Source organism: Streptomyces sp. NBC_01476 (genome assembly GCF_036227265.1).
Taxonomy (GTDB): Bacteria; Actinomycetota; Actinomycetes; order Streptomycetales; family Streptomycetaceae; genus Actinacidiphila.
The window spans coordinates 5,436,633-5,462,342 of the sequence record NZ_CP109446.1 but is presented as its reverse complement, the minus strand read 5'-3'; the positions used below and the strand labels follow the sequence as shown (position 1 = coordinate 5,462,342).

The window sequence follows — 25,710 nt, the reverse complement described above, 5'->3', positions numbered from 1 at the left end:
ATCGGGTCGGTGGGTGGTCACGAAGTCTCCTGGTTCGGGGGGTACGGAAGTCATGGGCGCACCGGGCCGCGGTGGGCCGAGGCGCGGGGCAGTACGCGGAACGCCTGGACGGCGAGCGCGAGGGCGGCGGCGCCGCAGATCACCGCTTCGGCGGTGGCGCCTGCCAGGTGCGGGTGGAGCGGGACGGCGGCGAGGGTCAGCGCCTCGGCCGCGCAGGCGGCGCCGAGGCCGGCCGCGGCGGGTCCGGGGTGGCCGTGGCGGGCCAGCAGCCGGGCGGTGAAGAGCAGCAGCCCGAGGGCGGCCGGGCCCGCGACGGGCGCCGGGCCGCCGATCGCGGCGGCGGCGGTGAGCAGCAGGAACAGGGCGAGGCCGTACGCGGCGAGGACGGCGGCGAGCCGGGGCCGTACCGCGTCGGCGAACTCGGCGAGGCCGTGGCTGGGGGCGAGTTGGGCGCGGGCCCTGACCGCGAACCAGTGCGTGCAGCACAGGGCGGGGGCGAGGCTGAGGGCGAGGGCCGCGAAGGTGGCGGCGCCGCCTTCGGGGGCGCGGAGCGCGTACGCGAGCAGCAGGGCGACCGCCACGGTGCCGGGGAGGCGGGCGGTACGGCGCAGGATCAGGAGGCAGGTGACGGCGCCGAGCACCGCGCCGGGCACCGCGAGGTGGAGGACGGCGCCCAGCACGCAGAGCAGGCCGGGCAGCAGGCTCACGGCGGCGGTGGCGGGGGTCAGCCAGGGTGATTCCGGGTGCGGGTGCGCGGCGGTGGTGCGGGCGGCCGTCACGGTCGGCGGCACCCGGGCGTAGACCTCTTCGGCGAGCCCGAACACGTCACGGTGCCGCAGCCGCCGGGCATCCGCGTCGGTGACCCCCCGCGCCTCAAGCCCCGCCGTGAGCTCCCATACGTCCACGGCCCCGCCGATCAGATCCCGGTGCCGGTGCATCACGCTCCGCACCGGATCCGCAGGCCCCCTCCGCCGCCCTCCACCCGCGCCCGAAGCCCCCGCACCGGCTCCCGCCGGACCGACCGGAACGGCGGCACCCCGCGCCCCGGTGGCACCCGCCTCCGGCCCCGTCACGTCCCACGCCCCCGAAGCACCCGTCCCCCGCCCGGCCCTCGCGTCCGAACCGGCCTCCTGCGCCCCGCCGGCGGCCGGCTCCGGCGCCGTGTCGCCCCGCGGGCCCGCACCCGCCACGGGGGCCGGGGTTCCGGTGGAGGGGGCGTCAGCCGGGGGAAGCCCGTGGGAAATCGATTCGGCGGCGGGGGGCGTCGCGGTGCCGGGGGTGTCGGGGCTCATCGGTGGGGTCCTCCGGAGGCGGCGGCCGCGGTCGCCGGGATACGCGGGGTCGGGGCGAGGCGGGCCGGGGAGAGCGACTCGGCCGGCGTGGTGAAGGGCCGGGGATCGCCCGCCGCGTCCCAGAGGGATTCACGGCGGACCGGGTGGTGGGCGACCACCGCGAGGTAGCTCTCGCGGAAGGCGTCCACGCATCCGGACGCGGTGAAGAGCGCCAGCGCCCGCTCACGGGCCGCCGCGCCGAGCCTGGCCGCACGCTCGGGCCCGCGCAGCAGCTCAAGGGCCGCCTCGGCGAGCGCCTTGGGGTTGCGCGGCGGCACCACGAGCCCCGTGCCGCCGATCACCTCGCGCACCGCGCCCACATCCGTGGAGACCGTCGGCCGCCCGCAGAACATCGCTTCGACCAGGCTGAGCGGAAAGCCCTCCGCACTGCTCGACAGCACCACGACGTCGCCCGCCGCGTAGGCGTCCGCGAGTTCCGGCGCGCCGGGCGAACCGATCTCCTCGAAGCTGACCGGGCTCTCCCCGGCCGCGTGCGGACCGGCCGCCTCGTCGGGGAAGAGCTGGGCGGCCAGGCCCTGGCAGTGGAAGAGGTACCCGGCGGCGCGTTCGTCCGCGGCACGCAGGTGGAAGATCCGCAGCCGGGCCTGCGGTTCTTCCCGCCGTATCGCGTGGAAGGCGTGCAGGAGCGCGATCAGGTCCTTCGCCGCGTCGGGGCGCCCGACCCAGGCGAGGGTGGGGTCGGCGTGCGCGGCCGGCGCGGTCGCCTCGGCCTCCGCCGCCTCGCCGGCCCGGGCGAAGCGGGTCGCGTCGATGCCGGGGTACACCGTCCGCATCCGCCCGCGCGGCGCCCCGCACCGCTCCTGCCATCGCCGTACATGTGTGGAGCCGGGGGTGACCAGGACCGCCTGGCAGTAGGTCTCGGCGGCCAGCAGCCGGTGGTAGTCGCCGAGCAGCGCCCGTACCGCGGGGGCGAGTCCGGCGGCCCGGTGGGCGAGGAGCGCCTCCCGGACCCGCACGGTGTACTCGGTGACGATCAGCGGCGTCCCGCAGAACCGTTTGGCCAGCAGCCCGGGCAGCGCCGCGGGGCCGCCGGAAACGGCGTGGCAGACATCGGCCGCGCCGAGCTCCCCCGGCCCGTACCAGGGCACCGAGAGCGGTCGCAGCTGCTGTTCGAGCAGTGCCGCGACGGTGAGGAGTCCGGTGACCGCGATGTCGCCGAGCAGCGGCCGTACGCCCGGTGCCCGGCAGGCGCTCTCCAGGGCGGCGAGCGCGTCCTCCCCGCGTAACAGGCCGGCGAGGCCGCCGTGCCGGGCGGCCACCTCGGCGAGGCCGTACAGGCCCGCGGCGAAGCGTTCCGCGCGCTCCTCACCGCTCAGCGCCGTGCCACCGGCCAGGGCCGCCGCGAAGTCCGCGTAGTGCCACGGGAAGGCGGCACGGGCGGCCCGGCGGGCGGCCCGTGGCGGCCGGCGGGCCGGCGCCTCCGGCTCCCCCCACAGCCGCTGCGTCCACACCCCCCGTACCTGCGGCGGGGGTTCGACGCGCCCCGCAGCCTCGGTCCGGGACGACCGGCTCAGCGCGTAGAGGTCGAACTCGTGGTGCCCGAGCCCGCGGACGAGCCGGTCGCACCACGCGCCTCCTTCACCTCGCGCATACGGGTAACCACCCTCGGTGAGCAACGCGATCCGCACGTGTCCGCCTCCTCTCGCCGTACCGGGTCCGTCCTGTCACTGCCGCGGCCGGGCGTGTCGGCCCGGCGCGAAGACGTTATGCCGGTACGGAGGGGGTGCGACGGACGGTTGTCCGTCGCACCACCAAAAGGGGTGAAGAGGCGTAACTTCTCCCAAGGCCACGCGTTGTAGTGACCTAAGGTGCGGTTTCCATCACCTTCCGCAGTGACGAGCGCTCGACCCGGCGGGCCGCCGACTCCGCCGGGTCGAGCACGGGTACGGCCGCCAGGAGCCCCCGCGTGTACGGGTCCTGGGGCGCGTCGTAGACCTCGTCGACGGTGCCGCTCTCCACGATCCGGCCGCCGCGCATCACCGCGACCCGGTCGCTCACCTGCCGTACGACGGCGAGGTCGTGGGCGATGAACACCAGCGACAGGCCCAGGTCCCGCTGCAGTTCGGCGAGCAGCCGGACCACTTGCGCCTGCGTCGTGACGTCCAGCGCGGAGACCGGCTCGTCGCAGACGATCAGCTTCGGCTCCGGTGCCAGTGCCCGGGCGATACCGACGCGCTGGCGCTGGCCGCCGCTGAACTCGTGCGGGTAGCGGTGGTACCACTCAGGGTCAAGGCCGACCCGCTCCAGCAGGTCCTTCACCCGGTTCACCACGTCACGGTCGGAGAGTTCCCCGGCGGCCCGCAGCGGGTCCGCGATCGACTCGCCGATGCTGCGCCGCGGGTTGAGCGAGGAGACCGGGTCCTGGAAGACCATCTGCAGTTCCCGCCGCAGCGGCCGCAGCGCCTTCTCCCCGAGGGTCCCGATCTCCCGCCCGCGGTAGGTGATCGTGCCGGCGGTCGGGTCCAGCAGCCGTACGAGCATCCGGCCGAGCGTCGTCTTCCCGCTGCCGCTCTCGCCGACCACCCCGAGCGTCTCGCCGGCCCGGACGGTGAGCGACACCCCGTCCACGGCGGCGAGCTGGTTCCGGCCCCGGCCGAACTCCCGCCGCAGCCCGGTGGCTTGGAGCAGGATGTCGCCGTCCCGCGCCGCCGGGGCCTGCTCGGGCTCGGCCGGCTGCCCGTCCGGCGCCGGCGGGCTCAGCCGCGGCACCGCGGTCAGCAGCGCCCTGGTGTACGCCTCGCGGGGCGCCCCGAGGACGTCCGCGACCGTGCCGCGCTCCACGGCGGCGCCGTCCCGCATCACCAGCAGGTCGTCCACGCTCCCGGCCACCACCCCGAGGTCGTGGGTGACGAGCAGCAGCCCCATGCCGGTCTCGGCCCGCAGGTCGTGCAGCAGGTCGAGGATCTGCGCCTGGACGGTGACGTCGAGCGCGGTCGTGGGTTCGTCCGCGATCAGCAGGCGCGGCTCGCAGGCGAGCGCCATGGCGATCAGGGCCCGCTGCCGCATGCCGCCGCTGAACTCGTGCGGGCGGGAACGGGAGCGGCGGGCCGCGTCGGGGATGCCGACGCGGTCGAGGACCGCGACCGCCCGGGCCCTGGCCGCCGAGCGGGAGACCCGGTGGTGGACCCGGTAGACCTCGGAGATCTGGTCGCCGATCGCGTAGTACGGGTCGAGCGAGGAGAGCGGATCCTGGAAGATCATCGCCGCCACCCCGCCGCGCAGGCGCCGCAGTTCGGCGTCAGAGGCGGTCGTCACGTCCGTGCCGTCCACCCGTACCGTCCCGGTGACCCGCGCGCCGGTGCCGCGGTGCAGCCCGAGCAGCGCGTAGGCGGTGGCGCTCTTGCCGGAGCCGGACTCGCCGACCAGGCCGAGGGCGCCGCCCGCGGGCAGGTCGAAGCTCAGGCCGTCCACGGCCCGTACCGGGGCGCCGCCGGTGGGGAACTCGATCCGCAGGTCCGCCACCTGGACCAGGTCGCCGCCGACCGGGTCCTTCGGGGCCACGGCGTCGGAGGTCGTCGTCATGCCAGCACCACCCTTCGGTCAGCGACCGCGTAGAGCACGTCGGCCACCGCGTTGGCGACGACCACCGCGAGCCCCATCACCAGCACGATGCCGACCACCACCGGCAGGTCCTTCAGCTGCACGGACTGGACGAGCTGCTGGCCGAGTCCGGGGATGCCGAAGAGCGTCTCGGTGAGCAGCGCGCCGCCGAACATCGTGCCGAGGTCCAGCGCGGACAGCGCGATCACCGGGGTGAGGGCGCCACGCAGGGCGTGCCGGCGGACGATGGCCGTCTCGCCGACGCCGTAGGCCCGGAAGGTCCGTATGTGGTCCTCGGCGAGCGTCTCCAGCATCGAACTGCGGGTCAGCCGAGCGTATTTGGCCGCTTCGACCAGGGCCAGTGCGAGCCACGGCAGCAGCAGGTTCCACGCCCACTGCTGGGGGTCGTCGGTGAGCGGTACGTAGGTCGGGAAGGGCAGCCACTGCAGCCAGGAGCAGAAGACGAGCAGCAGCAGGATGCCGGTGATGAAGACCGGGACCGCCGTGCCGACCAGGGTGAAGCCGGTGAGCAGGCGTTCCACCACGGTGCCGCGGCGCAGTGCGGAGAGCAGGCCGGTGCCGATGCCGAGGAGCAGCCACAGCACCATCGCCCCGAGCGCGAGCGACGCGGTCGCGGGCACCTTCTGGGCGACGATGTGGGTGACGAGTTCACCGGAGCGGTAGGACTGCCCCAGGCAGGGTGCCGGGCAGTGCAGTACGGAGGTGCCGGTGCTGTAGTCGTGGCCGGCCACGATGCCCTGCAGGAAGTGCCAGAACTGCGCGTACACCGGGTCGTCCAGGCCCATCTGGCCGCGGATCTGGTCGACCTGGGCGGTGGAGCACTTGGGTCCGCAGGCCAGCCGGGCCGCGTCGCCGGGGGCGAGGTAGAACACCGCGTAGAGCACCGCGGCGAGCACCAGCAGCACCACGACGGCCTGGAAGGTCCGCCGGGCGAGGAAGCGGGTCACGGGGTCTCCCCCTCGGCGGCGCCTGCCGCGTCCTGCTTGCGTCCCCGGCCGGTGCCGACCCGCAGCCGGCTGGCCGCCCGCGGGTCGAGGGCGGTGCGGATACCGTCCGCGAAGACGGTGAAGGCCAGCACGGTGATGAAGAGCAGCCCGGCCGGCAGCAGCACGTACGCCGAGTCGGCCTGGTACCAGGTGTTGGCGCTGGAGAGCATCTGTCCCCACGACGGGGTGGGCGGGGTGACGCCGATGCCGAGGAAGGACAGGCCCGCCTCGGAGACGATGTTGCTCGGCAGCGAGATCGCCGAGTACGTCAGCACCGGCGCCACCAGGGCGGGCAGGAGTTCGCGCCGGGCGGTGCGCCACGGGCTCGATCCGGCCAGCCGGGAGGCGGCGACGAAGTCGAGGGACTTCAAGGTGAGCACCTGGGCGCGGACGATCTTGGCGATGCCGCCCCAGCCGAGCAGCCCGAGCACCAGCATCAGCAGCAGGGGCCGCGGGAAGCCGCTGGGCATGATCGCGAGCAGCGCGATGGCGAAGACCAGCGACGGCAGGGTGACGAAGATGTCGGTGATCCGGCTGACCAGGCCGTCCAGGAAGCGGTTGCCGAGCCCGGCGAGCAGCCCGAAGAGCATGCCGAGCCCGACCTGCAGCGCGGTGGCGCCGATCGCGACGACCAGCGAGATCCGGGCGCCGTAGACGAGCCGGGCGAACAGGTCGCGGCCGGTGCCGGGTTCGACGCCGAGCCAGTGGTCGGCGCTGATCCCGCCGAAGGTGCCGAGCGGGACGCCGCCGGAGGCGGAGTCGACCAGATCGGCGTGGTACGTGGTGGTGTCCTGACCCTCGATGCCGGCCAGCAGCGGAGCGGCCACCGCGATCAGGACGAAGAGAGCGATGACGGCGCCCCCGGCGAGGGCCGCGCGCTGGGCGCGCAGCCGTCGCCAGGTCTGCCGGGCCCCCGAGGCGGGGGCCGACGCCAGTGCGCCGGCCTCCGCCTCGACGGCCGTGATGACGTCGATGGTCACGGGGTCACTTCACCGCGACCTGTGCGACGTCCAGCACGCCGGTCCAGTCGCTGATGACCACGTTCTTGATGTTCTTGCCGTACAGCCGCTTGTAGACGGGGTGGTAGAGCGGCACGGTGAGCGCCTGCTCGCCGATCTTCTTGTCCAGCGCGCCCCAGCGCTTCGCCGCCGCCTGCAGATCGGTGATCTTGTTGATGGCGTCGATCTCGCTGTTGACCGACGGGTCGTTCAGCTGGGCGTTGTTGAAGTTGTCGCCGTCCTTGACGATCTGCCGGCCGTCGAAGATCGGGCCGAGGAACGGGCCGCCGGACGGCCAGTCGGCGCCCCAGCCGGCCAGGAAGAAGCCGGGCTCGGTCGTCACGTTGTGGATCTTGTCGCTGAAGGCGTTGTGCTCCTGGCTGTCGAGCTTCACGGTGATGCCCGCGAGCTTGAGCGCCTCCTGGATGGCGGTGGCGGTCTCGGGGCCCTGCTCGTCGCCCTTGGTGGTGTCGTGGGTGAGGGAGACGGTCAGGCCGTTCGGGTAGCCGGCCTGCGCCAGCAGTTCCTTGGCCTTGGCCGGGTCACCGGTCGCGCCGGCCGGGAAGGGGTCGTACGGCGTGTAGCCGAAGGACGGCTGCGGGGGCAGGAAGGTGGTGGCGACGTCGTTGAGCGAGGAGCCGCCCTGCGCGTTGATCACGGTGGTGCGGTTGACGGCGTAGGCGATGGCCTCGCGCACCTTGATGTTGTCGAACGGCTTCACCTTCGGGTTGAAGGCGATGTAGTCGGTGTAGCCGAAGTGGCCGGTGCCGACCCGCGAGGCGAGCGCCTTGTCGCCGGAGACCTTGGCGAGTTCGGCCGGGCCGAGGTTGGTGTCGGTGGTGACCGCGTCCGCGTCCTTGCCGACACCGGCCGACAGCCGCTGGTTGATGACGGCCTGGTCGAGCCCGGACTGCACGTCGATGGTGTCGGGGTACGCCTTGCGCTGGGCGTCGGTGGCCGCCGACCAGTTGGGGTTGCGCTCCAGGACGATGTGCTCGCCGTTGTTCTCGTTCTTGACCACGCGGTACGGGCCGGAGGAGACCGGGTGCTCGGCGTACTTGGTGCCGGTGTCCTTGGCCTTGGGCACCGGCGCGAAGGAGGTCTGGGTGGCCAGCAGCGGGAACTCGCCCTCGGGCTTGTTCAGGTGGAAGACGATGGTCTTGGCGTCGGGCGTCTCGATCGCGGACAGGCCCTTGGGGTCCTTGTACGGGCCCTGGTAGCCGGCCGCGCCGACCAGCCAGTCGCGCAGGTAGGGGGCTCCGCCGGAGAGCTCGGGGGCGAAGGACCGCTCGATGTCGTACTTGATGTCGGCGGTGGTGATGGGCGTGCCGTCCTCGTACTTCAGGCCGTCCTTGAGGTGGTACGTCCACACGGTCGCGTCCTGGCTGGGCTCACCGGTGTTGGTGGCGAGGTCGGGGACGACCTTCGAGCCGGCCGCGCCGTCGGCGCGGTTGCGGGTGGTGAGGGTGCGGTAGACCAGGCCGGGGATGTTGCCGCCGCCGGAGGTGTAGAGGCGCGCGGGGTCGAAGTCCTCCTGCGCCTGGTTGTTGAGGACGTAGAGGGTGCCGCCCTGCTGCGGCTTGCCGTCGCTCGCCTTGGCGCCGCCGCTGTCCTTGGGGCCGCAGGCGACGGCCCCTCCGGCGAGGGCCAGTCCGACGGCTATCACGCCTATGCGGCGGGATGTAAAGGGCAGTGGACGCATGATGGGCCTTTCATGGTGGCGCACGGGTGTTCTCGGATGCCGACGGCTGTGCCGTCGCGGGGAGGCGCGGGGCCGCGCGGGCGGCGACCTGCCAGGGCAGCCGCCAGCGGAGGCGGAAGCCTCTACGCGGCGGAGCGGGGGTGCCCCTCAGGGGGCGATGCCGTCAGCGACAGTGCACGTCGGCGACGCAGTGCGCGGCCACGCCGATCAGCGCCAGCTCGATGCTGGCGTGCAGGGTGGGACGTACGTGGCGGTGCGGCATGGGGCAAGCGTGCAGCGAAGCAGGCCCGGATGTCAAAGTGACATCAATAAGATCCCCAAGGCTCCCTTATGCACCGGAGGTCGGTGTCCGTGCCGGGCCGTGAGGTCCTACGGGAAGGGCCAGGCGTTCGGCTTGCAGGTGGGTCCGCCGTCGAGGGAGAGGTACTTCGTCTGCTGCATCATCACCGGGGCGGGCGCGCCCGCCTTGGGACAGCCGACATGACCGTGCCCGAGCCGGTGCCCGACCTCGTGGTTGATCAGCATCTGCCGGTACTCGTGCATCCGCTGCGGACCGAAGGTGTCCGCGCCCTGCGCCCACCGGTAGGCGTTGATCATGGTGCGCGGGGTCGACGCCGCGTCACATGACACGTTGTCAACCGTGGTGTCAAGACCGGACTTCTCGCACCACTTGGCGGTGGTCCCGGGACTGGCCAGGGTGACGACGATGTCGGCCGGGCCGCTTGACACCCGCTCGAAGGTCATCGTGCCGCCGTGTCCCCAACTGCGGCGATCATTCAGCGTCTTGAAGACGGTCTGGGCGAAGAGACCGGCGTCCAGCGGGAGCCCCTTCTCCACGTCCACCCGGAACCGCAGCACCTTTCCCCGGCCCGGCGCGGCCTGGTGCCCTGGCACGGTGGTGAAGGCGCCGGAGAGCGCGAGCTTCGGGTCGAGCGGGTACTGCCGGTCCATGAGCTGGTCGTAGCTCGCGGGCGCGAGGGTCGGGGTCACGGAGGGGGCGGCGGCGGTGGACGGCGCGGACGGCGCGGAAGCCGTCTCGTCGGCGGCGGAGCGGGGGGTGGCGTCGGGAGCGGGCTTGTCGGTGTGGTCCTTCTCACCCCCGAGCAGCTGCCCGCCGACCACCACGGCCAGCACCGTGACGACCGCGGCGGCCGCGATCGCGGTCAGGGTACGGCCCTTCCCGCCGCTCTTGTCCGCCTTGCCGGCGGACGGTTCCGGCTGCACCAGGAGACCGGGCTCGGCCGGCTCGCGGGGCGCCGCCGGGCGGGGACGCGGCGGCAGGGGCGCGTCGAAGGCGTCCACGTACTCCTGCCGGGGGTGCGGGAGCCTGCCGCCGGACGGCTGCGGCTGGGGCCGGCGCGGCGGGACCGAGGCGCCCGTCTCGAAGCGGGTCCACTCCACGGGTTCGGAGTCCAGCGGCCAGTCCTCGGCGACAGCGCCGCCCCGGGAGCCCGGGCCGGGGCCGGGGGCGCTCCAGCCGCCGCCCGCGCCCCAGGCCGCGTGTTCGCGGTGCTCGGGGTGGGCCTGCGGTGGCACGTTCAGCTCCTGCGGCCGGATCACCGCGAAGCCGCCGGTGTCCTCGGGCGAGTCGGCCCGCCGCCGGCGGCCGGTGCCGGGCACGCCCAGGCCGCCGGCCGAGCGCGGCGGAATCGGCGGCCGGAACAGGCCCCCGCCACCGGCACCGCCACCTCCCCCGGCACCGCCACTGCCGGCACCGCCGCCGAAGCTGCCGGCCGGACCGCCGCCGGGGCCTCCACCCAGACCGCCGCCCGTGCCCGGACCCGCGCCGGAGCCCGCGCGGCCCCCGCCCAGCGGGCCCAGTGGCCCCAGCGGGCCCATGCCGCCGCCTGCGCCCGGTATCGAGCTCTCCGGCCCGTCCTGCCCATCCGTCGCGCTGTGCTTGCCCACGCCCTCGATCAGCTCCCGGTAGCGTCGCTCGTCGGACCCGTCGTCGCACTCGTGGTACGTCCGTCGCCCGCGGGAATCGTACGGTCCGCGACCTCGAAAACAAGATCACGGAACGCCCTCGCCACCAGCTCCGGGTGCTCCATCATCGCCACATGACCGCTGTCGGGGATAGTGAGCAGCCGAGCGTCCCGGAATGTCCGTGCCGCCCGGCGGGCCATCTTCACCGAGACGAGCTTGTCCCGCCCGCCGTAGACCAGCAGCGTCGGCGCCAGCACCCGCTCGGCCTGCCGCCACAGCGCGTGCTGGCCGCCGAGGGTGTAGGCGTTCACGATGCCGCGGGTCGAGCGGACCATCACGTCCCAGAAGTACGGCAGATCCAGCCGCCGCTGATACTCCCGCGCGGCCTCCTCGCGGGTCGGCCCCGGCACCAGCGACGGGTCGCCGTAGCAGAGCGCCAGCAGCGCGGCGGTCCGCTGCTCGCTCGTCCAGTCGCGGGTCAGCCGCAGATAGAGCGCGGGCATCCCCGGCACCGAGGCCAGCACGGTCGGCAGGGCGGTGCGCTGCGGCGGCACCTCGGGCAGCGCCGGTGAGATCAGGGTCAGGGTGCGCACCAGGTCGGGCCGGGCGGCGGCCACCTTCACCGTGACCGCGCCGCCCATCGAGTTGCCGAACAGGTGCACCGGGCCGCGCCGTTCGGCGTCCAGCAGCCGGATCACCGCCCGGGCGTGCCCGGCCACCGAGTAGTCGCTGTTGTCCGGCGGCGGCGAGTGGCCGAAGCCGGGCAGGTCGAGCGCCTCGCCCGCCACCCGGTCGGCCAGCCGCTCCATCAGCACCGACCAGTTCTGCGACGAGCCGCCGAGCCCGTGCACGAAGAGCGCCGGTTCGAGTCCCTTGGTCCCCTCGGGGGCGTCGTGCGACCGCACCATCAGGCTGAGCCCGGGAAGCGCCACCACACGCGACGATTCCCCGGACGCGAGCACCGGTCCCGCCGGGGGTACGGCCGCGGGGGCGACGGCCGCTTGAGGAGAGTCGGTCGTGGGCATGGCCCAATGTTACGAGACCATCACGCGGACGATTGTGTGTTCGCGGCCACAAGCGGTGAGAAGCCCAGTAGCGCATCCCGGTGTTCCCGTCACAAGGCGGGCGGCCCGGTAACGGACGAAGATGGATAAGGCACCGAAAGGAGGCGCCCATGTCCAGGGACATCCAGGACGTCGGCAGCATCGACGGTATCGGTGGCGCCGCGGGCGGCGACGGCATACGTGACGTGAGCACCGGCGGCGCGGCCGTACCGGACGACCCGGAACCCGGCGGGACGGAAGCGGTTCCGGACCCCGCCGACGCCGCTGAGAGTGCCGAAGACGCCGAAGGTGCCGCCGCCGGTGACGACGGGGAACTCGACATCGAGGCCCCCGAGGCCGATGTGGCCGAGCAGCGTGCCGAAGTCCTCCAGGAGCAGGACGAACCCATCACCGAGGACATCACCGACCCCGCCACCGAGGCCGACCCCGCGGACGCCGCGGACCAGCGCAGAGTGGTCCGGCAGGACGAGGACGAGTACCGGGCGTAGCGCGGCAGGCGCCGGACCGGGGCGGAACGACCGGCGGACCGTGGCCACACGGTCCCAGGAAGTGAGAATGTCCCACCGCGCGGCCCACAGCGTCGTTACCGAAAAGTACGATGGGCCCTCGCGGTGTCCATTCATTCCTTCACCAGATTTGGGAGGCGGCGTGACAGCCATCGAGCAAACCCAGGCACGGCCGCGCGGCACCCGTCTGCCCCGCCGGGCCCGGCGCGAACAGCTGTTGGGCGCGGCCCAGGAAGTCTTCGTCGCGCAGGGTTACCACGCTGCGGCGATGGACGACATCGCTGAGCGCGCCGGAGTCAGCAAGCCGGTGCTCTACCAGCACTTCCCCGGGAAGCTGGAGCTCTATCTCGCGCTTCTCGACCAGCACTGCGAGTCGCTGCTGCACTCGGTGCGGACCGCACTGGCCTCCACCACCGACAACAAGAAGCGCGTCGAAGCGACCATGGACGCGTACTTCGCCTACGTCGAGGACGAGGGCGGCGCCTTCCGGCTGGTCTTCGAATCGGACCTGACGAATGAGCCCGCCGTGCGCGAGCGGGTCGACAAGGTCTCCCTGCAATGCGCCGAGGCCATCAGCGAGGTCATCGCCGAGGACACCGGGCTCGCCCCTGAGCAGTCCATGCTGCTGGCGGTCGGCCTCGGCGGCGTCTCCCAGGTCGTGGCCCGCTACTGGCTGGCCAGCAGCAGCGATGTGCCGCGCGACACCGCGGTGCAGCTGCTCACCTCGCTGGCCTGGCGCGGTATCGCCGGTTTCCCGCTGCACGGCACGGACGGCCACCACTGACACCACTGACACCGCCGGCGCCGTGTTCGCTCACGGCGTGTGCGGTGCACGGATTCCGGTCGCTTCCGCCGGGCTACGCTGTGCTGCGTACGGCGCGATCGACCGCGCACACCGCCAGACCATTCGGAGGTACCAAAGCCGTGGAGGTCAAGATCGGCGTGCAGCACGCGCCGCGCGAGATCAACATCGAGAGCGTGCAGTCCGCCGACGAGGTCGAGAAGGCCGTCGCCGACGCGCTTTCCGGCACGTCGAAGCTGCTGACGCTGACGGACGAGCATGGCCGCAAGGTCCTGATCCCCGCCGACCGGCTCGCGTACGTGGAGATCGGCGAGCCGGCCACCCGCCGGGTCGGGTTCGGCGCCTCGCTCTGACGCGCGAGGCAGCACCCCGCAAGGGGAACAAAGGGAATACGTGAGGGGCGGCAACCGGTTGTGACCGGTTGCCGCCCCTCCGTTTCGCGTCGCGTCGCCCGGGGGTAGGAAGTCTGTGCACGCCGGTCCGTACCAAAGGGAGGGGATCAGGATGTTGTGGGAGGCCGTCGCCTACGCCGTCATCGGGCTTGCCACCGCGCTGGTGGCCACATATCTGCTGCCGGCCCGTTTTCCCCGCACGCCCCTGGTCCTGACCACAGGACCGGCCGCCGCGCTGGCGGGCGGCCTCGTCGCCCACACCATCTTCGGCGGCGGCCGGCTGGAGATGACCGCCCCGGGCGCCCTGGTGGTCTCGATCGCGCTGCTGAGCCTGCTGGCCCGCCCCGGCCGCCCGTCACCGCTGGCCTGACGGACGGCTCCGCCGCCCCTCACCCGGGCGGCACGGCCCGGGGTCAGGCGGAACGGGGTCAGGCGGCCCGGTTCACGCGGCCAGGCCGAGGGCGGCCATGCGCTTGGTGTGCGCCTCGGTGATGCGGGAGAACATCCGGCCGACCTCGGCCAGGTCGAAGCCGTCGGCGACCCCGCCGACCAGCATCGTGGACAGGGCGTCCCGGTCGGCCACCACCCGCTGTGCCTGGGAGAGCGCCTCGCCCATCAGCCGCCGGGCCCACAGCGCGAGCCGGCCGCCGACCCGCGGCTCGGCCTCGATCGCGGCCCGCACCTTGCCGATCGCGAAGCCGGCGTGCCCGGTGTCGTCCAGTACGGCGAGCACCAGGGTGCGGGTGTCGGAGTCCAGCCGGGCGGCGACCTCACGGTAGAAGTCGGAGGCGATCGAGTCGCCGACGTACGCCTTGACCAGCCCTTCGAGCCAGTCCGACGGTGCGGTCTGGCGGTGGAACTCGTCCAGCGCCGCGCCGAAGGGCTCCATCGCCCGGTTCGCGGTCTCGCCGATCTCACCCAGCCGGTCGCGCAGCCGCTCGAAGTGATGGAACTCGGCCGCCGCCATCGCCGCGAGTTCCGCCTTGTCCTCCAGGGTGGGCGCCAGTTTGGCGTCCTCCGCGAGCCGCTCGAACGCGGCCAGCTCGCCGTACGCCAGCGCCCCCAGCAGATCGACGACGGCGGCCCGGTACCGCGGGTCGGCCGCGGCGGAGTCCCAGTCCTGGGCGGCGATGCCGGTCGGGGCGGGGGCGGACGTGGTGGTCTCGTCAGGCGTCTCCATGCTGGGCACAATAGCCAAGTCCTGGCCCGCCGGAAGACCCGCGGTACGGGCGTCGGACGCCGGTTCCCGGCGGGTCGCGGAGCACCGCTGATCCCGATGACGTCCCTAACGAAACATTTGATCGGGTGCAGCTACGTGTTTCCGGGGTAGAGTGGTATTGCACCCGTCGGTAGTCGGCCATACTTCCGATCATCCGACGGGCGACGTGTGCAACACCTGGATGCCCGGTCGGTGGCCCGATCGGCTCCGAACCGACCGCCCTCCTGCCATCGGGAGGGGCCCGCTCGCGGCATGAGCGAGGGCAGCGGTCCCGCGCTTCGCAGCCTCTTTCCGGCTGTAAGAACCTCTGCGCGGTCAGCTACCGGCGCGGTCGAAATCTTGGCGAACGTGACGGATGCGGCGAACGGCGGACATCGGCCGCTGTCGGCGCTTCCGGCGGTTTCGGCAATTTCGACGCTTCGGCTGCTCGACCCCCCTTGCCGCCCAGTGCCGCGTCTCACAGAAGAGGCAACATCCTGACCACCACGACTTTCCGCAGCCTCGGAATTCTTCCCGAGACCGCCGAGGCCCTTGAGGCCGTCGGCATCATCACCCCCTTCCCGATCCAGGAGATGACGCTCCCGGTCGCCCTCGCCGGCAATGACGTCATCGGCCAGGCGAAGACCGGCACCGGCAAGACGCTCGGCTTCGGCCTCCCGCTGCTGGAGCGGGTCACCGTCGCCGCCGATGTGGACGCCGGCCGGGCGAGCGCCGACAAGCTCACCGACAGCCCGCAGGCGCTCGTCGTCGTACCCACCCGTGAGCTGTGCCAGCAGGTCACCAACGACCTGCTGACCGCCGGCAAGGTGCGTAACGTCCGGGTCGCCGCGATCTACGGCGGTCGGGCCTACGAGCCGCAGGTCGAGCAGCTGAAGAAGGGCGTCGACGTGGTCGTCGGCACCCCGGGCCGCCTGCTGGACCTGGCCGGCCAGAAGAAGCTCAACCTCACGCACGTCCGCGCGCTGGTGCTGGACGAGGCCGACGAGATGCTCGACCTGGGCTTCCTGCCCGACGTCGAGAAGATCATGGCCATGCTCCCGGCGAAGCGGCAGACCATGCTCTTCTCGGCGACCATGCCCGGCGCGGTGATCAACCTGGCCCGCCGTTACATGTCGCAGCCGACCCACATCAGCGCCTCGTCCCCCGACGACGTGGGCGCCACGGTGGCCAACACCACCCAGCACATCTTCCGCGCGCACTCGCTGGACAAGCCCGAGCTGGTCTCGCGCATCCTGCAGGCCGACGGCCGCGGTCTTGCGATGATCTTCTGCCGCACCAAGCGCACCGCGGCCGATGTCGCCGAGCAGCTGGAGAAGCGCGGCTTCGCCTCCGGCGCGGTCCACGGCGACCTCGGCCAGGGTGCCCGCGAGCAGGCGCTGCGCGCCTTCCGCAACGGCAAGGTCGACGTCCTGGTCTGCACCGACGTCGCCGCCCGCGGTATCGACGTCGAAGGCGTCACGCACGTGATCAACTACCAGACGCCCGAGGACGAGAAGACCTACCTGCACCGCATCGGCCGCACCGGCCGGGCCGGCGCGTACGGTACGGCGATCACCCTGGTCGACTGGGACGACATCCCGCGCTGGCAGCTGATCAACAAGGCGCTCGACCTGCCGTTCAACGACCCGGAGGAGACGTACTCCACCTCCCCGCACCTGTATGAGCTGCTGGGCATCCCGGCGGGCACCAAGGGCGTGCTGCCGCGCGCCGAGCGGACCCGGGCCGGCCTGGACGCCGAAGAGGTCGAGGACCTGGGCGAGACCGGCGGCCGGGGCGCCCCGCGCGGTGGCCGCCGCCCGGCCGGCAAGAGCGCACCCGCGCCCGCCGAGGAGCGTCCGGCCCGCACCCGTACGCCCCGCCAGCGCCGCAGGACCCGCTCCGGCGAGGTCGCCGCGGCCGGCGCGGACACCGCCACCTCCGCCGTCGAGACGGCCGTCGCGGCCTCTGCACCGGACGCCGCCGTGACGGAGGGCCCGGCCGCCCGCACCGCGCCCCGCCGCCGTCGCCGCACCCGCTCGGGCGCGCCCGCCGCGGCCGTGGCGGCGACCGTGGAGACGGCCGCCGAAGCACCGGCCGAGCCCGTGGTGACCGCCGTAGTGACGGAGGAGGCCCCCAGGACGCCCCGCCGCCGCACCCGCAAGGCCGCCGAGCCGGTCGCCGTGACCGCCGCCCCCGCAGCGGTCACGCCGGGCGAGCCCGCGGTGACCTCCGTGGTGACCGAGGAGGCCCCCAAGGCCCCGCGCCGCAGGACCCGCAAGGCGGTCGCCGAGGTGCCCGCCCCGGCCGCCGCGCCCGAGGCGGAGGAGACTCCGAAGGCCCCGCGCCGCAGGACCCGCAAGGCCGCCGAGTCCGTCGAGGTCCCGGCCCCGGCGTCGGCGCCCGAAGCGGCGGAGGCCCCCAAGGCCCCGCGCCGCAGGATCCGTAAGGCCGTCGCCGCCGAGGCCGTCGCCGAGGCGGACGCGAGCTGAACCCCGCAGGACCGAACGCCCCTGGCCCGGCGGCCGGGGGCGTTCGGCATCCGGCCTTGCGCGCGGCGAACCAAGAGGCAACCTCTCGGACATATGCGGCGCGTAATCTCACTGCATGAGCCGACCCTCTGCCCTCAGCCTCCCGGAGAACGTGTCCGCCCGTCGGCTGGAGACGTCCCGCGGATCCTTCGCGGTACTGGACGCCGTTCCCCCGGCGCCCGCCCTCGGCACCGCGCTGCTGGTGCCCGGCTTCACCGGCAGCAAAGAGGACTTCCTCGATCTGCTGACCCCGCTCACCGAGGCCGGCTACCGCGTCGTGGCGGTGGACGGCCGCGGTCAGCACGACTCGGGCGGCCCGCGCGACGAGGCCGCGTACGCCCAGGCCGAGCTGGCCGCCGATGTGATCGCCCAGAGCGCCGCCCTCGGCACCCCGCTGCATCTGCTGGGGCACTCGATGGGCGGCCTGGTCGCCCGCGCCGCGGTGCTGGCCGCGGGAACCGCCCCCTGGGCCTCGCTGACCCTGATGAGTTCGGGGCCGGCCGAGATCAGCCCGGAGCAGCAGCTCCGTACCCAGCTGCTGGTGGACTACCTGCCGACCATGGACATGGAGACGGCCTGGCGGACCATGCGGGCGATGGACGCGGAGAACGCACCGGCCGACGCCGAGGAGACACCGGGCTGGCTGGAGGAGTTCCTGCACCGGCGCTGGGTGACCACCGTTCCCGAGCAACTGATCGCCACCGCGAAGCAACTGATGACCGAGCCCGACCGAGTGGCTGAATTGAGCGCCCTGGGCCTGCCCAAGCTCGTACTCTCCGGCGAGGTGGACTACGCCTGGCCGGTGCCGTGGCTGGACGCCATGGCCGAGCGGCTGGACGCCGAGCGCGTGGTGATCAAGGGCGCCGAGCACTCCCCCAACGCGGAGCGCCCGGCGGAGACCGCGGCGGCGCTGGTGGCGTTCTGGGGCCGCGCCAAGGGCGGCGCCCGCTCCCTTACCGGTGAGCAGTGAAGGTCAGCAAGGGTTTCTTTAGCGTAGGGAATGTTTCGAAGGGGGAGTTGGTTGACCACACATGTAACGAGCGACGAAGGGAGAAGCCCCATGCGCTTCGAGATCATGCGACTCGACGACCTCAATGGCAACGCGGTGGAAAGCACCGTCGTAGACGCCTCCGCCGTGAACAAGATCGTGCAGCAGGCCGCTGCCATCGGCCAGCGGATCTACATCCGCCCCGCGGACTGAATCCACCCGGCCCACGCAACGGCGCCCCGTACCAATGGAGTACGGGGCGCTTTCGCATGTCCGGGGCCGTCCCCGCCGTGAAGAGCCCGGTCCGTCCGGCGAGGGACCCGGTTCATCCCCCGCCGTGGATGAAGCCGAAGATGCCGTTGGCCACCGACTGCACCGCGATCGCCGACAGCAGCATTCCGGACAGCCTGGTCACCAGCACCACACCGCCTTCCTTGATCACCCGGATGATCGCCAGCGAGTAGCGCATCACCAGCCAGAGCACCACGTGCATGGCGACGATCGCCACCCACACCGACGCCTGCTCCTCGAAGCTGTCCGCCTTCTGCACCGCCAGGATCACCGTGACGATCGCCCCGGGCCCGGCCAGCAGCGGCATCCCGAGCGGCACCAGCGCGACGTTCACGTCCTTGGTCTGGGTCGGCTCGTCCGCCTTGCCGGTGAGCAGGTCGAGCGCGATGAGCAGGAGCAGCAGTCCGCCGGCCACCCGCAGGGCGGGCACCGACACATGCAGGTAGTCCAGGATCTGCTGCCCGCAGATACCGAAGACCGTGATGACCCCGAACGCCACCCCGGCGGCCTGCCACGCCATCCGCCGCTGGACCTTCGTGGCCCGTCCCGACGTCAGGGCGAGGAAGATCGGCGTGATCCCGGGCGGGTCCATGATGACGAACAGGGTGAAGAAGACGGACCCGAACAGGGTGAGGTCGAACATCGGTGACACTTCCGTAGGAGCCGGCGAAGAACGCGGAGGACGCACAGAGCACGCGCGGGGCGCACAGGACCCGAGGACGCACAGGACCCGGGGCACACAGAGAACGCGGGGGACACAGGGGAACGCAGCGGCCCCGGCCCCGGAAAGGCCGGCGGCAGCTAGACCGCGGTGATCGGCACCGCGCCGGTGGCCCGCCGGGCGATCTCCCGGTAGACCTCCGGGTCCGTCGTGCACTCCCCGAGGGCGACCGTCTTCCGGCTGCCGTGGTAATCACTGGACCCGGTGGCCAGCAGCCCCAGCTCCCCGGCCAGCCCGCGCAGCCGCGCCCGCGTCGCCGCGTCGTGATCCGTGTGGTCGACCTCGATACCGTCCAGGCCCGCGGCGGCCAGCTCCGCGATCACCGCGTCCGGCACCGTCTCCCCGCGCTTGTGCGCGCCGGGGTGCGCGAAGACGGTCACCCCGCCCGCGCCTTTGACCAGCCGCACCGCGTCAAAGGGGTCAAGTTCGTGCTTGCCGACGTACGCGCGCCCGTCGTTGGCCAGCCACTCCTCAGTGAAAGCGGCCGAGACGCTGTCCACCACACCCAGTTCGGCCATCGCCGTGGCGATGTGCGGCCGCCCCACCGACCCGTCGCCCGCGATCGCGGCCACCCGTTCCCACGTCACCGGCACGCCGAGCTCCTGGAGCCTGGCGACCATGGCCCGCGCCCGCGGCACCCGGTCGTCGCGTACGAGTTCCCGTTCCCGGTCCAGCTCCGGCTCGGCGGGGTCGAAGAGGTACGCCAGCATGTGCATGCTGATGCCCCGCACCCGGCAGGAGAGTTCCGCCCCGGTCACCAGCGTCAGGCCGGAGCGCAGTTCGCCGAGGGCCGCGCGGGCCTCGCCGTAGCCGCCGACGGTGTCGTGGTCGGTGATCGCCACCACGTCGAGGCCGGCCGCGGCGGCGTTCCGTACCAGCTCGGCCGGGGTGTCCGTACCGTCGGAGGCTGTGGAGTGGGTGTGCAGGTCGATGCGCGGCACGGCACGGTCCTCCAGGGGCAGCCAGCGGTCAAGGGGGCGAACGTAAGGATAGCGTCCGTAAAGAGCCTACGATTCCCAGGCGTCGGACGGCGAAACCCCCGGCAACCCAGGCCAATACGGCCCCCGTACCGACGACTGAACCGCTACCCGCGACCGCACCGCCCAGCCGGGCGGCCCGGGCCGGGCCACCCGAGCCGGGCGGCCCGGAGCCGGCGCTATCCCAGCAGCCGCGTCGACAGCGCCCCGCAGGGCAGCAGATCCACCTCGGCCCCGGCGTCCCGCAGATCGGTGAGGACCAGCTCGTCGTACATCAGCAGCCCCGTCTCCTCGGGCCACACGATCGCCCAGAGCCACAGCCCGCGCGCCTCGCCGGCGAAGACCGCGCGGTCGGCGGGGGTGTGGTTGACGTGCCAGAGCGGGGTGGGACGGCCGGCCGCCAGCACTTTGGCGTGGGCCGGCTTGTCGACGCACATGTCGGGACCGGGGTCCGGGCCGGGGATGCCGGCGTAGCGGGCGCCGAGTCCGACGCCCAGCTCCTCCGCGATCAGCATCAGTTCGCCGGCGCCGCCGAACGGGCCGGGGCCGGAGCAGGTCACCGCGGTCGCCCGGCCGCCGCTGCGGTCGTCACCGGCCGCGGCCACCCCGGAGAAGAGCCAGCCGACCGGCAGCGGCCAGGGCATCCACACCGGCACCTGGGAACGGTTGACCACCACGCCGAGCGCCTCGACGCTGGGCGGTACGACGGGCTGCAGCGGGTGAACGCTCCCGTGCGCCGCGCACTGCCAGGAGTCGGCGAAGAGGCCGGGCGCCCGCACCCTGCCACCGCACTTCGGGCAACTGGGTTCACCCCTCATAGCGCTCCACGGTCCTCCCGGACCGTGCCCGCGTCAAGGACGATCACCCGTCCGGGCCCGGCCCGCGGGCCCGTCCCCGGCGCGGGCGAGGTCCGCGCCGGGGACTGACCCGGCGCCATGGCGCCGGGTCAGTCGTCCAGCCGGGCCGGCGCCCGGTCCGGATCACGCAGGTCCGTGCCCTGGGCGAGCCACCTCTCCTGGAGTGCGGCGGCCCCGTGCACCCGCTTCCAGGCGGCCTCGTTGGGCGTCATCGGCAGCAGCGGCAGAAAGCGCACCGGCGCCATCGGCTCGGGCAGCACGAGGTCGTCGACCAGGCCGCCGTTCTCGGCGACCAGCACCGCGGAGAAGGGGGCGCCGGGCCAGAGCGGCTCACCGAGGTCGAGGGAGTTGCCCGGCGCGACCACCACCCCCTCGACTTGCGGCGACGCGGCCAGGACGGCGAGCGGACGGAGAATTTTGTCGGTGTCCGGACCACTTCCCAGGCGCCCGGCGCGGACGGTGAGCAGCAGCTCCGCACGCGGCCCGCGGACCGGATCGGCCACCGTCGCCAGCGGGTCGTTCATCGGCTGGTCCGACATGCCGAGGGTGATGTATCGCCGCAGGTCACCGTCGCGGAAGCGGAGCACCTCAAGGGGCTGCGCGCCGAGGAAGGTGACCGCCGCGCGGGCGTCAGGCGGGCCGAAAACCGTGCTCAGCCGGGCCTCGACCAGCGGCGTGACATCTGACATACGGTGAGCATAGAGCGCGTATCGAAGGCGCAAAGCGCGGCGTCGGGCCCTTGCGGGCTTGCTAAAGTGGGGCGTTCGCGCGTACGTCATCCCCCAGCGGGGATTGGCCGGAGGAGGTGGGACTGACATGGATCCCAGTCGACCGTGCAGTACCGGCAGCTCTTCCATGTGTTGCCCCGCGCGCTGAGCCCTCGCGTTCCATACCCGGCACTCCGGAGCCGAAACGCGTAGTCGTCGGCTTGCCCGCGGAGCTTTCTCCGCGCTGGAAGAGCGCCCTGAACTGCCTGTGATCAACCCGTCCTGATCAGCATTTCAGTGCGGCGCCATGCCGTAGGCCAGTCCGTGAAGGAGCTTGCCATGTCGATGATCCGCGATCTGCGCGCAGTCGTGCGTCCCACCCTGCGCAAGAACGGCGAGTCCTACGATTACGGCCCGGCCCAGGACACCTCCGCGGTCACCAGCAGCGCGGTGGTGGACTGCGCGGTGTACCGCGACGGTGTGCGGTGCAGCGACAACATCGGGCTGCGCGAGGCGCTGCGCACGGTGCGGGCCGGCCGCAGCGCGGAGAGCTGCGACGGCAGCGACGGCTTCGTCTGGATCGGGCTGCACGAGCCGACCGAGCAGGAGTTCGCCGGCATCGCCCAGGAGTTCGGGCTGCACCCGCTGGCCGTCGAGGACGCGGTCCACGCCCACCAGCGGCCGAAGCTGGAGCGGTACGACAACTCGCTCTTCACCGTCTTCAAGACGATCCGCTACGTCGAGCACGCCGAACTCACCTCCACCAGCGAGGTGGTGGAGACCGGCGAGGTGATGGTCTTCACCGGCCAGTACTTCGTGATCACCGTCCGGCACGGCGGCCACGGGTCGCTGCGCTCGCTGCGGCACCAGCTGGAGGACGACCCGGAGCTGCTCGCCAAGGGCCCCTCCGCGGTGCTGCACGCCATCGCCGACCGGGTGGTCGACGACTACCTGGCCGTCACCGAGGCGGTGCAGGACGACATCGACGAGGTCGAGATCGATGTCTTCTCCGCGGGGAACGGCAAGGGGCTGCGCGGGGGCGACGCGGGCCGGATCTACCAGCTCAAGCGGGAGGTGCTGGAGTTCAAGCGGGCGGTGTCGCCGCTGCTGCGGCCGATGCAGATGCTCGGCGAGCGGCCGATGCGGCTGATCGACCCGGAGATCCAGAAGTACTTCCGTGACGTCGCCGACCATGTGGCCCGGGTGCACGAGCAGGTCACCGGCTTCGACGACCTGCTGAACTCGATCCTGCAGGCCAATCTGGCCCAGGCGACCGTGGTGCAGAACGAGGACATGCGCAAGATCACCGCGTGGGCGGCGATCCTGGCGGTGCCGACGATGATCACCGGTGTGTACGGGATGAACTTCGACACGATGCCGGAGCTGCGCTGGAAGTTCGGCTACCCGGCCGTCCTCATCGGGATCGTGGCGATCTGCTACGCCATCCACCGCGGCTTCCGCCGCAACGGCTGGCTGTAGCGCTACGCCGCCGGGGCGGTCTTCCGGCGGTCGGCGAGGATCACCAGGGCCAGGCCCGCGAGGATCACGCCGAGCGCCGGATACGCGGCGGCCGGCGGGGTCTGGCCCAGCCACAGGGCGGCGATGAGCGCGGCGCCCGGGGTCTCCAGCAGGATCGCGGTCGAGGTGGTGGCCGGGCCGAGGCCGCGCACCACCCGGTTGAGCAGCGAGTGCCCGAGCAGCTGGGCGACCACCGTGAGAGCGGCGATCTTCAGCCAGGTTCTCCCGTCGTAGCCGCCGAGTGCCGACCCGGACACCAGGCAGGCACCGAGCAGCGCCACGGCGGTGGTGCCGTAACAGACGACGGTGTACGCGGTGGTGCTCGCGGTGCGCCGTACCTCCGCGCCGAGCAGGACGTAGCCGGCCGCCGCCATGCCCGCGCCCAGCGCCAGCGCGTCGCCGGCCAGTGCGCGGGTGTCGGTGGACAGGTCGAGGCCGGTGAGGATCAGTACGCCGGTCACCGCCAGGACCGTGCCGGCCCAGACCAGGCCCGGCGGGCGGTGGCCGCGGGCGCGCAGGATGAGCGTGGTCCAGATCGGGGTGGTGGTGCACAGCGCGGTGGAGGTGGCCACCGAGGTCATGGTGAGGCTGGGCAGCCACATCCCGAAGTGCAGCGCGAGGACGACGCCGGCCGCGAGCGAGAGCCCCAGCGCCCGGCCGCCCATGTGCCGCAGTTCGCCGCGGTGCCGCCAGAGCGCGACCGGGCTGAGCACGCCGACGGCCATGGCGTTGCGCCAGAAGGCGATGGCCAGTGCGGGCGCGGCGGTGGAGGCGATCAGCGGGGCGGACATCGAGACGCCCGCGATGGCGACGGCCAGGAGCGAGAAGTCCAGCCGCCGCGCCGCCAGGACGCCTCCGGTCGCGCCGGGCCCCGCCGGCGCGGTGCCCGGGTCCGCGGGGGCGGCGGTGCTCTGCGGGGCGGTCACGGGGCTCCTCGGGGGCGTTGCGGGCCGCCGGCGACGGCCGGCACCCAGGGTAAGGCCCGTGACGGCCCCGAGCACCTGTCGTTCCGCTCCCCGGACGGAGGGTGCGGCCGGGGCAGCCTTTAGGGTGTGGCGCATGACGACCGCTCCCGACGCCGCCGACGCCAAAGGCGCCGCCTCTGCCGCCGAACCGGCCGAACTGACCGCGCTGGTCGAGGAGGCCACCAAGAAGTCCGGCCTGGTCTGGGTGAACGGCCAGGCGGTCTGGCACGCCTGGGTGGACGGGGCGCTCTGCCTGGTCGGCGGGCCCGGGGAGCAGCCGGTGCCCGGCCTCACCGACGGCGGCGCGGCCACTGTCACGGTCCGCAGCAAGGACAAGGGCGGGCGGCTGGTCACCTGGCAGGCACGGGTCGCCCTGCTGGCGCCCGGCTCCGACCCGTGGCAGGCGGCTGCCGCCGAGCTGAAGCCGAAGCGGCTCAACTCCCCCGACGGCGAGGAGATCGTCCCCCGCTGGGCCCGCGAGTGCGCGCTCTTCCGTCTCACCCCGGACGGCGCCCCCTCCGAGTACCCCGGCACGATGCCCACCGCCTCGGGCGCGACCGTCCCGGCCCCCACCGCGGCCACCACCCGCCACCCCGCCCCGGCCGGCCTGCCCCGCCTCCTCCTCAAACGCCGAAGGCGCTGAGCCCGGCGGGAGGCCGGCCCGGCCGGCGGCGCGCGCTACTTCCTGGCCGCCGGCTTGGTGGGGGCCGGGGTCGCGCCGACCGACCTGCCGTAGTCGACCACCGCGTCCTTGCCCGGTGCGGCCAGCGTGAAGTCCTGGCCCCAGTCGGAGAGCGTCAGGGTGCCCGCGTTCCCGGCCCGCTGGTAGCGGAGCGGATACGGCCTGCCCTGGAGCGAGATGTCCAGGGAGCCGCCCTTGGAGCCGTTGAGGGCGATGGTCTTGGTGTCGGCGACCTTGCGGTGGTCGCCCACCTTGACCGTGCCGTCGAGCACGAAGAGGTCGGCGAGCAGCACCTTCTTGTCGGTGAAGCCGCTGAACTGCCGGTAGGCCGGGTCGCTGGAGGGCACCTTGACGTACTTGCCGTTGAGCTTCGCGGCCGCCGCCCGGCTGTCCTTGTCGTCGCCGCCGTCGCCGTAGAAGTCCGCGCCGGCCTTGAGGTAGAGGGCGTCGTCCACCCGGAGCAGCTGGAAGGTGCCGTCCTTGGTGGTGACCTCGCCGACGCCGCCGTTGGGACGCAGCCGCATGTCGAGCCGGAAGCTCTGCCCGTTGCTGACCACGGTGCCGGCCAGCCGGACCGTGGGGGCGGTGTCGGCGGCGGACTTGGCCTGCTGCTCTATGGTCGGCGCCGGGAGTTTGCCGACGCCGTTGGTCCCCGCGTCGGGGTCGCCGCCGAAGCCGAGGCAGCCGGTGAGGAGCCCACCCAGGAGCAGGGTGCCCGCGCCGATCGTTCCGCGGGCGGCAGTGGTCCGTCGGCCGGAATACACGGGTTCTCGTCCTCCTGCGGGCAGCGCTGCGGGCGGTGCAGGAAGCTACCGCAGCAGTCGCCGCAGCGTACCCCCGGGGGTGCCCGGCGGGTGCCATCCTGCACCCGTCCGGGCACCCCTCCGGGCACCGCACCCAGCCCGCGCACAGCCCGCACCCGGCACCCCGTCCGGCACCCCGCCGGGCACCCCCTTCCGGCACCCCGCCCGCCGGGCGGCCAAGATCCG

Annotated in this window: 25 protein-coding genes; 9 read left to right on the top strand and 16 right to left on the bottom strand. The window is 73.1% G+C overall.

Going from position 1 to position 25,710, the window contains the following annotated elements:
* Positions 1-50: 50 nt before the first annotated feature.
* The 9 genes from OG552_RS24000 to OG552_RS23960 form a co-directional block, all read right to left on the bottom strand.
* Positions 51-938: a hypothetical protein gene (locus tag OG552_RS24000; RefSeq protein ID WP_329136203.1), complete on the bottom strand. Its 888-nt coding sequence runs from the start codon at positions 936-938 to the stop codon at positions 51-53.
* 350 nt (positions 939-1,288) lie between these two features.
* Positions 1,289-2,980: a DUF3492 domain-containing protein gene (locus tag OG552_RS23995; protein WP_329136201.1), complete on the bottom strand. Its 1,692-nt coding sequence runs from the start codon at positions 2,978-2,980 to the stop codon at positions 1,289-1,291.
* 175 nt (positions 2,981-3,155) lie between these two features.
* Positions 3,156-4,874 (bottom strand): ABC transporter ATP-binding protein, encoded by a 1,719-nt coding sequence (locus OG552_RS23990; RefSeq protein ID WP_329136199.1) that lies wholly within the window; start codon positions 4,872-4,874, stop codon positions 3,156-3,158.
* Positions 4,871-5,860: an ABC transporter permease gene (locus tag OG552_RS23985; RefSeq protein ID WP_329136197.1), complete on the bottom strand. Its 990-nt coding sequence runs from the start codon at positions 5,858-5,860 to the stop codon at positions 4,871-4,873. Before OG552_RS23985 ends, OG552_RS23990 begins: the two co-directional genes overlap by 4 nt.
* Positions 5,857-6,873 (bottom strand): ABC transporter permease, encoded by a 1,017-nt coding sequence (locus tag OG552_RS23980; RefSeq protein WP_329141052.1) that lies wholly within the window; start codon positions 6,871-6,873, stop codon positions 5,857-5,859. The genes OG552_RS23985 and OG552_RS23980 overlap by 4 nt, the downstream gene beginning before the upstream one ends.
* 10 nt (positions 6,874-6,883) lie before the next feature.
* Positions 6,884-8,599, bottom strand: coding sequence for an ABC transporter substrate-binding protein (locus OG552_RS23975; protein WP_329136195.1), 1,716 nt, complete (start codon positions 8,597-8,599; stop codon positions 6,884-6,886).
* 163 nt (positions 8,600-8,762) lie between these two features.
* A complete protein-coding gene (locus OG552_RS23970) occupies positions 8,763-8,861 on the bottom strand; it encodes an Ms4533A family Cys-rich leader peptide (RefSeq protein ID WP_329136193.1) in 99 nt (32 codons plus the stop codon).
* A 107-nt stretch (positions 8,862-8,968) separates the two neighbouring features.
* Positions 8,969-10,219, bottom strand: coding sequence for a DUF3152 domain-containing protein (locus tag OG552_RS23965; protein ID WP_329136190.1), 1,251 nt, complete (start codon positions 10,217-10,219; stop codon positions 8,969-8,971).
* Between the two features lie 296 nt (positions 10,220-10,515).
* On the bottom strand, positions 10,516-11,550 hold the full coding sequence (locus OG552_RS23960) for an alpha/beta fold hydrolase (RefSeq protein ID WP_329136188.1): 1,035 nt from the start codon (positions 11,548-11,550) through the stop codon (positions 10,516-10,518).
* 149 nt (positions 11,551-11,699) lie between these two features.
* Here OG552_RS23960 and OG552_RS23955 point away from each other — a divergent pair, with 149 nt between their 5' ends.
* From OG552_RS23955 to OG552_RS23940, 4 genes are all read left to right on the top strand, one after another.
* On the top strand, positions 11,700-12,077 hold the full coding sequence (locus tag OG552_RS23955; RefSeq protein WP_329136186.1) for a hypothetical protein: 378 nt from the start codon (positions 11,700-11,702) through the stop codon (positions 12,075-12,077).
* Between the two features lie 160 nt (positions 12,078-12,237).
* On the top strand, positions 12,238-12,879 hold the full coding sequence (locus OG552_RS23950) for a TetR/AcrR family transcriptional regulator (protein ID WP_329136184.1): 642 nt from the start codon (positions 12,238-12,240) through the stop codon (positions 12,877-12,879).
* A 140-nt stretch (positions 12,880-13,019) separates the two neighbouring features.
* Positions 13,020-13,250, top strand: coding sequence for a DUF3107 domain-containing protein (locus OG552_RS23945; protein WP_329136183.1), 231 nt, complete (start codon positions 13,020-13,022; stop codon positions 13,248-13,250).
* Positions 13,251-13,401: 151 nt separating this feature from the next.
* A complete protein-coding gene (locus OG552_RS23940; protein WP_329136181.1) occupies positions 13,402-13,659 on the top strand; it encodes a hypothetical protein in 258 nt (85 codons plus the stop codon).
* Between the two features lie 72 nt (positions 13,660-13,731).
* On the opposite strand, the gene OG552_RS23935 is transcribed toward OG552_RS23940, so the two are convergent.
* A complete protein-coding gene (locus OG552_RS23935; RefSeq protein ID WP_329136179.1) occupies positions 13,732-14,469 on the bottom strand; it encodes a ferritin-like fold-containing protein in 738 nt (245 codons plus the stop codon).
* Between the two features lie 611 nt (positions 14,470-15,080).
* Between OG552_RS23935 and OG552_RS23930 the strand changes: the two genes are divergently transcribed.
* From OG552_RS23930 to OG552_RS23920, 3 genes are all read left to right on the top strand, one after another.
* Complete coding sequence (locus OG552_RS23930; RefSeq protein WP_329136177.1) at positions 15,081-16,976, top strand: DEAD/DEAH box helicase; 1,896 nt, start codon at positions 15,081-15,083, stop codon at positions 16,974-16,976.
* Between the two features lie 115 nt (positions 16,977-17,091).
* Positions 17,092-17,985, top strand: coding sequence for an alpha/beta fold hydrolase (locus OG552_RS23925; RefSeq protein ID WP_329136175.1), 894 nt, complete (start codon positions 17,092-17,094; stop codon positions 17,983-17,985).
* Positions 17,986-18,075: 90 nt separating this feature from the next.
* Complete coding sequence (locus OG552_RS23920; RefSeq protein WP_329136173.1) at positions 18,076-18,216, top strand: hypothetical protein; 141 nt, start codon at positions 18,076-18,078, stop codon at positions 18,214-18,216.
* Positions 18,217-18,328: 112 nt separating this feature from the next.
* Here the strand turns inward: OG552_RS23920 and OG552_RS23915 are convergent, their stop codons facing one another.
* The 4 genes from OG552_RS23915 to OG552_RS23900 all read right to left on the bottom strand — a co-directional run bounded on the left by OG552_RS23915 (position 18,329) and on the right by OG552_RS23900 (position 21,538).
* Positions 18,329-18,937, bottom strand: a complete 609-nt coding sequence (locus OG552_RS23915) for a MarC family protein (protein ID WP_329136171.1) — start codon at positions 18,935-18,937, stop codon at positions 18,329-18,331.
* A 158-nt stretch (positions 18,938-19,095) separates the two neighbouring features.
* A complete protein-coding gene (locus tag OG552_RS23910) occupies positions 19,096-19,956 on the bottom strand; it encodes a PHP domain-containing protein (protein WP_329136169.1) in 861 nt (286 codons plus the stop codon).
* Positions 19,957-20,171: 215 nt separating this feature from the next.
* Positions 20,172-20,810, bottom strand: coding sequence for a DUF6758 family protein (locus OG552_RS23905; RefSeq protein WP_329136167.1), 639 nt, complete (start codon positions 20,808-20,810; stop codon positions 20,172-20,174).
* 128 nt (positions 20,811-20,938) lie between these two features.
* Positions 20,939-21,538, bottom strand: a complete 600-nt coding sequence (locus tag OG552_RS23900; RefSeq protein ID WP_329136165.1) for a suppressor of fused domain protein — start codon at positions 21,536-21,538, stop codon at positions 20,939-20,941.
* A gap of 357 nt (positions 21,539-21,895) precedes the next feature.
* Here OG552_RS23900 and OG552_RS23895 point away from each other — a divergent pair, with 357 nt between their 5' ends.
* Positions 21,896-23,035, top strand: coding sequence for a magnesium and cobalt transport protein CorA (locus tag OG552_RS23895; protein WP_329136163.1), 1,140 nt, complete (start codon positions 21,896-21,898; stop codon positions 23,033-23,035).
* 2 nt (positions 23,036-23,037) lie between these two features.
* Here the strand turns inward: OG552_RS23895 and OG552_RS23890 are convergent, their stop codons facing one another.
* Positions 23,038-24,000, bottom strand: a complete 963-nt coding sequence (locus OG552_RS23890) for a DMT family transporter (protein WP_443071014.1) — start codon at positions 23,998-24,000, stop codon at positions 23,038-23,040.
* Positions 24,001-24,133: 133 nt separating this feature from the next.
* On the opposite strand from OG552_RS23890, the gene OG552_RS23885 reads away from it, so the two are divergent.
* Positions 24,134-24,682: a hypothetical protein gene (locus OG552_RS23885; RefSeq protein WP_329136161.1), complete on the top strand. Its 549-nt coding sequence runs from the start codon at positions 24,134-24,136 to the stop codon at positions 24,680-24,682.
* A gap of 35 nt (positions 24,683-24,717) precedes the next feature.
* Here the strand turns inward: OG552_RS23885 and OG552_RS23880 are convergent, their stop codons facing one another.
* Positions 24,718-25,485, bottom strand: a complete 768-nt coding sequence (locus OG552_RS23880) for a hypothetical protein (protein ID WP_329136159.1) — start codon at positions 25,483-25,485, stop codon at positions 24,718-24,720.
* Positions 25,486-25,710 lie beyond the last annotated feature (225 nt).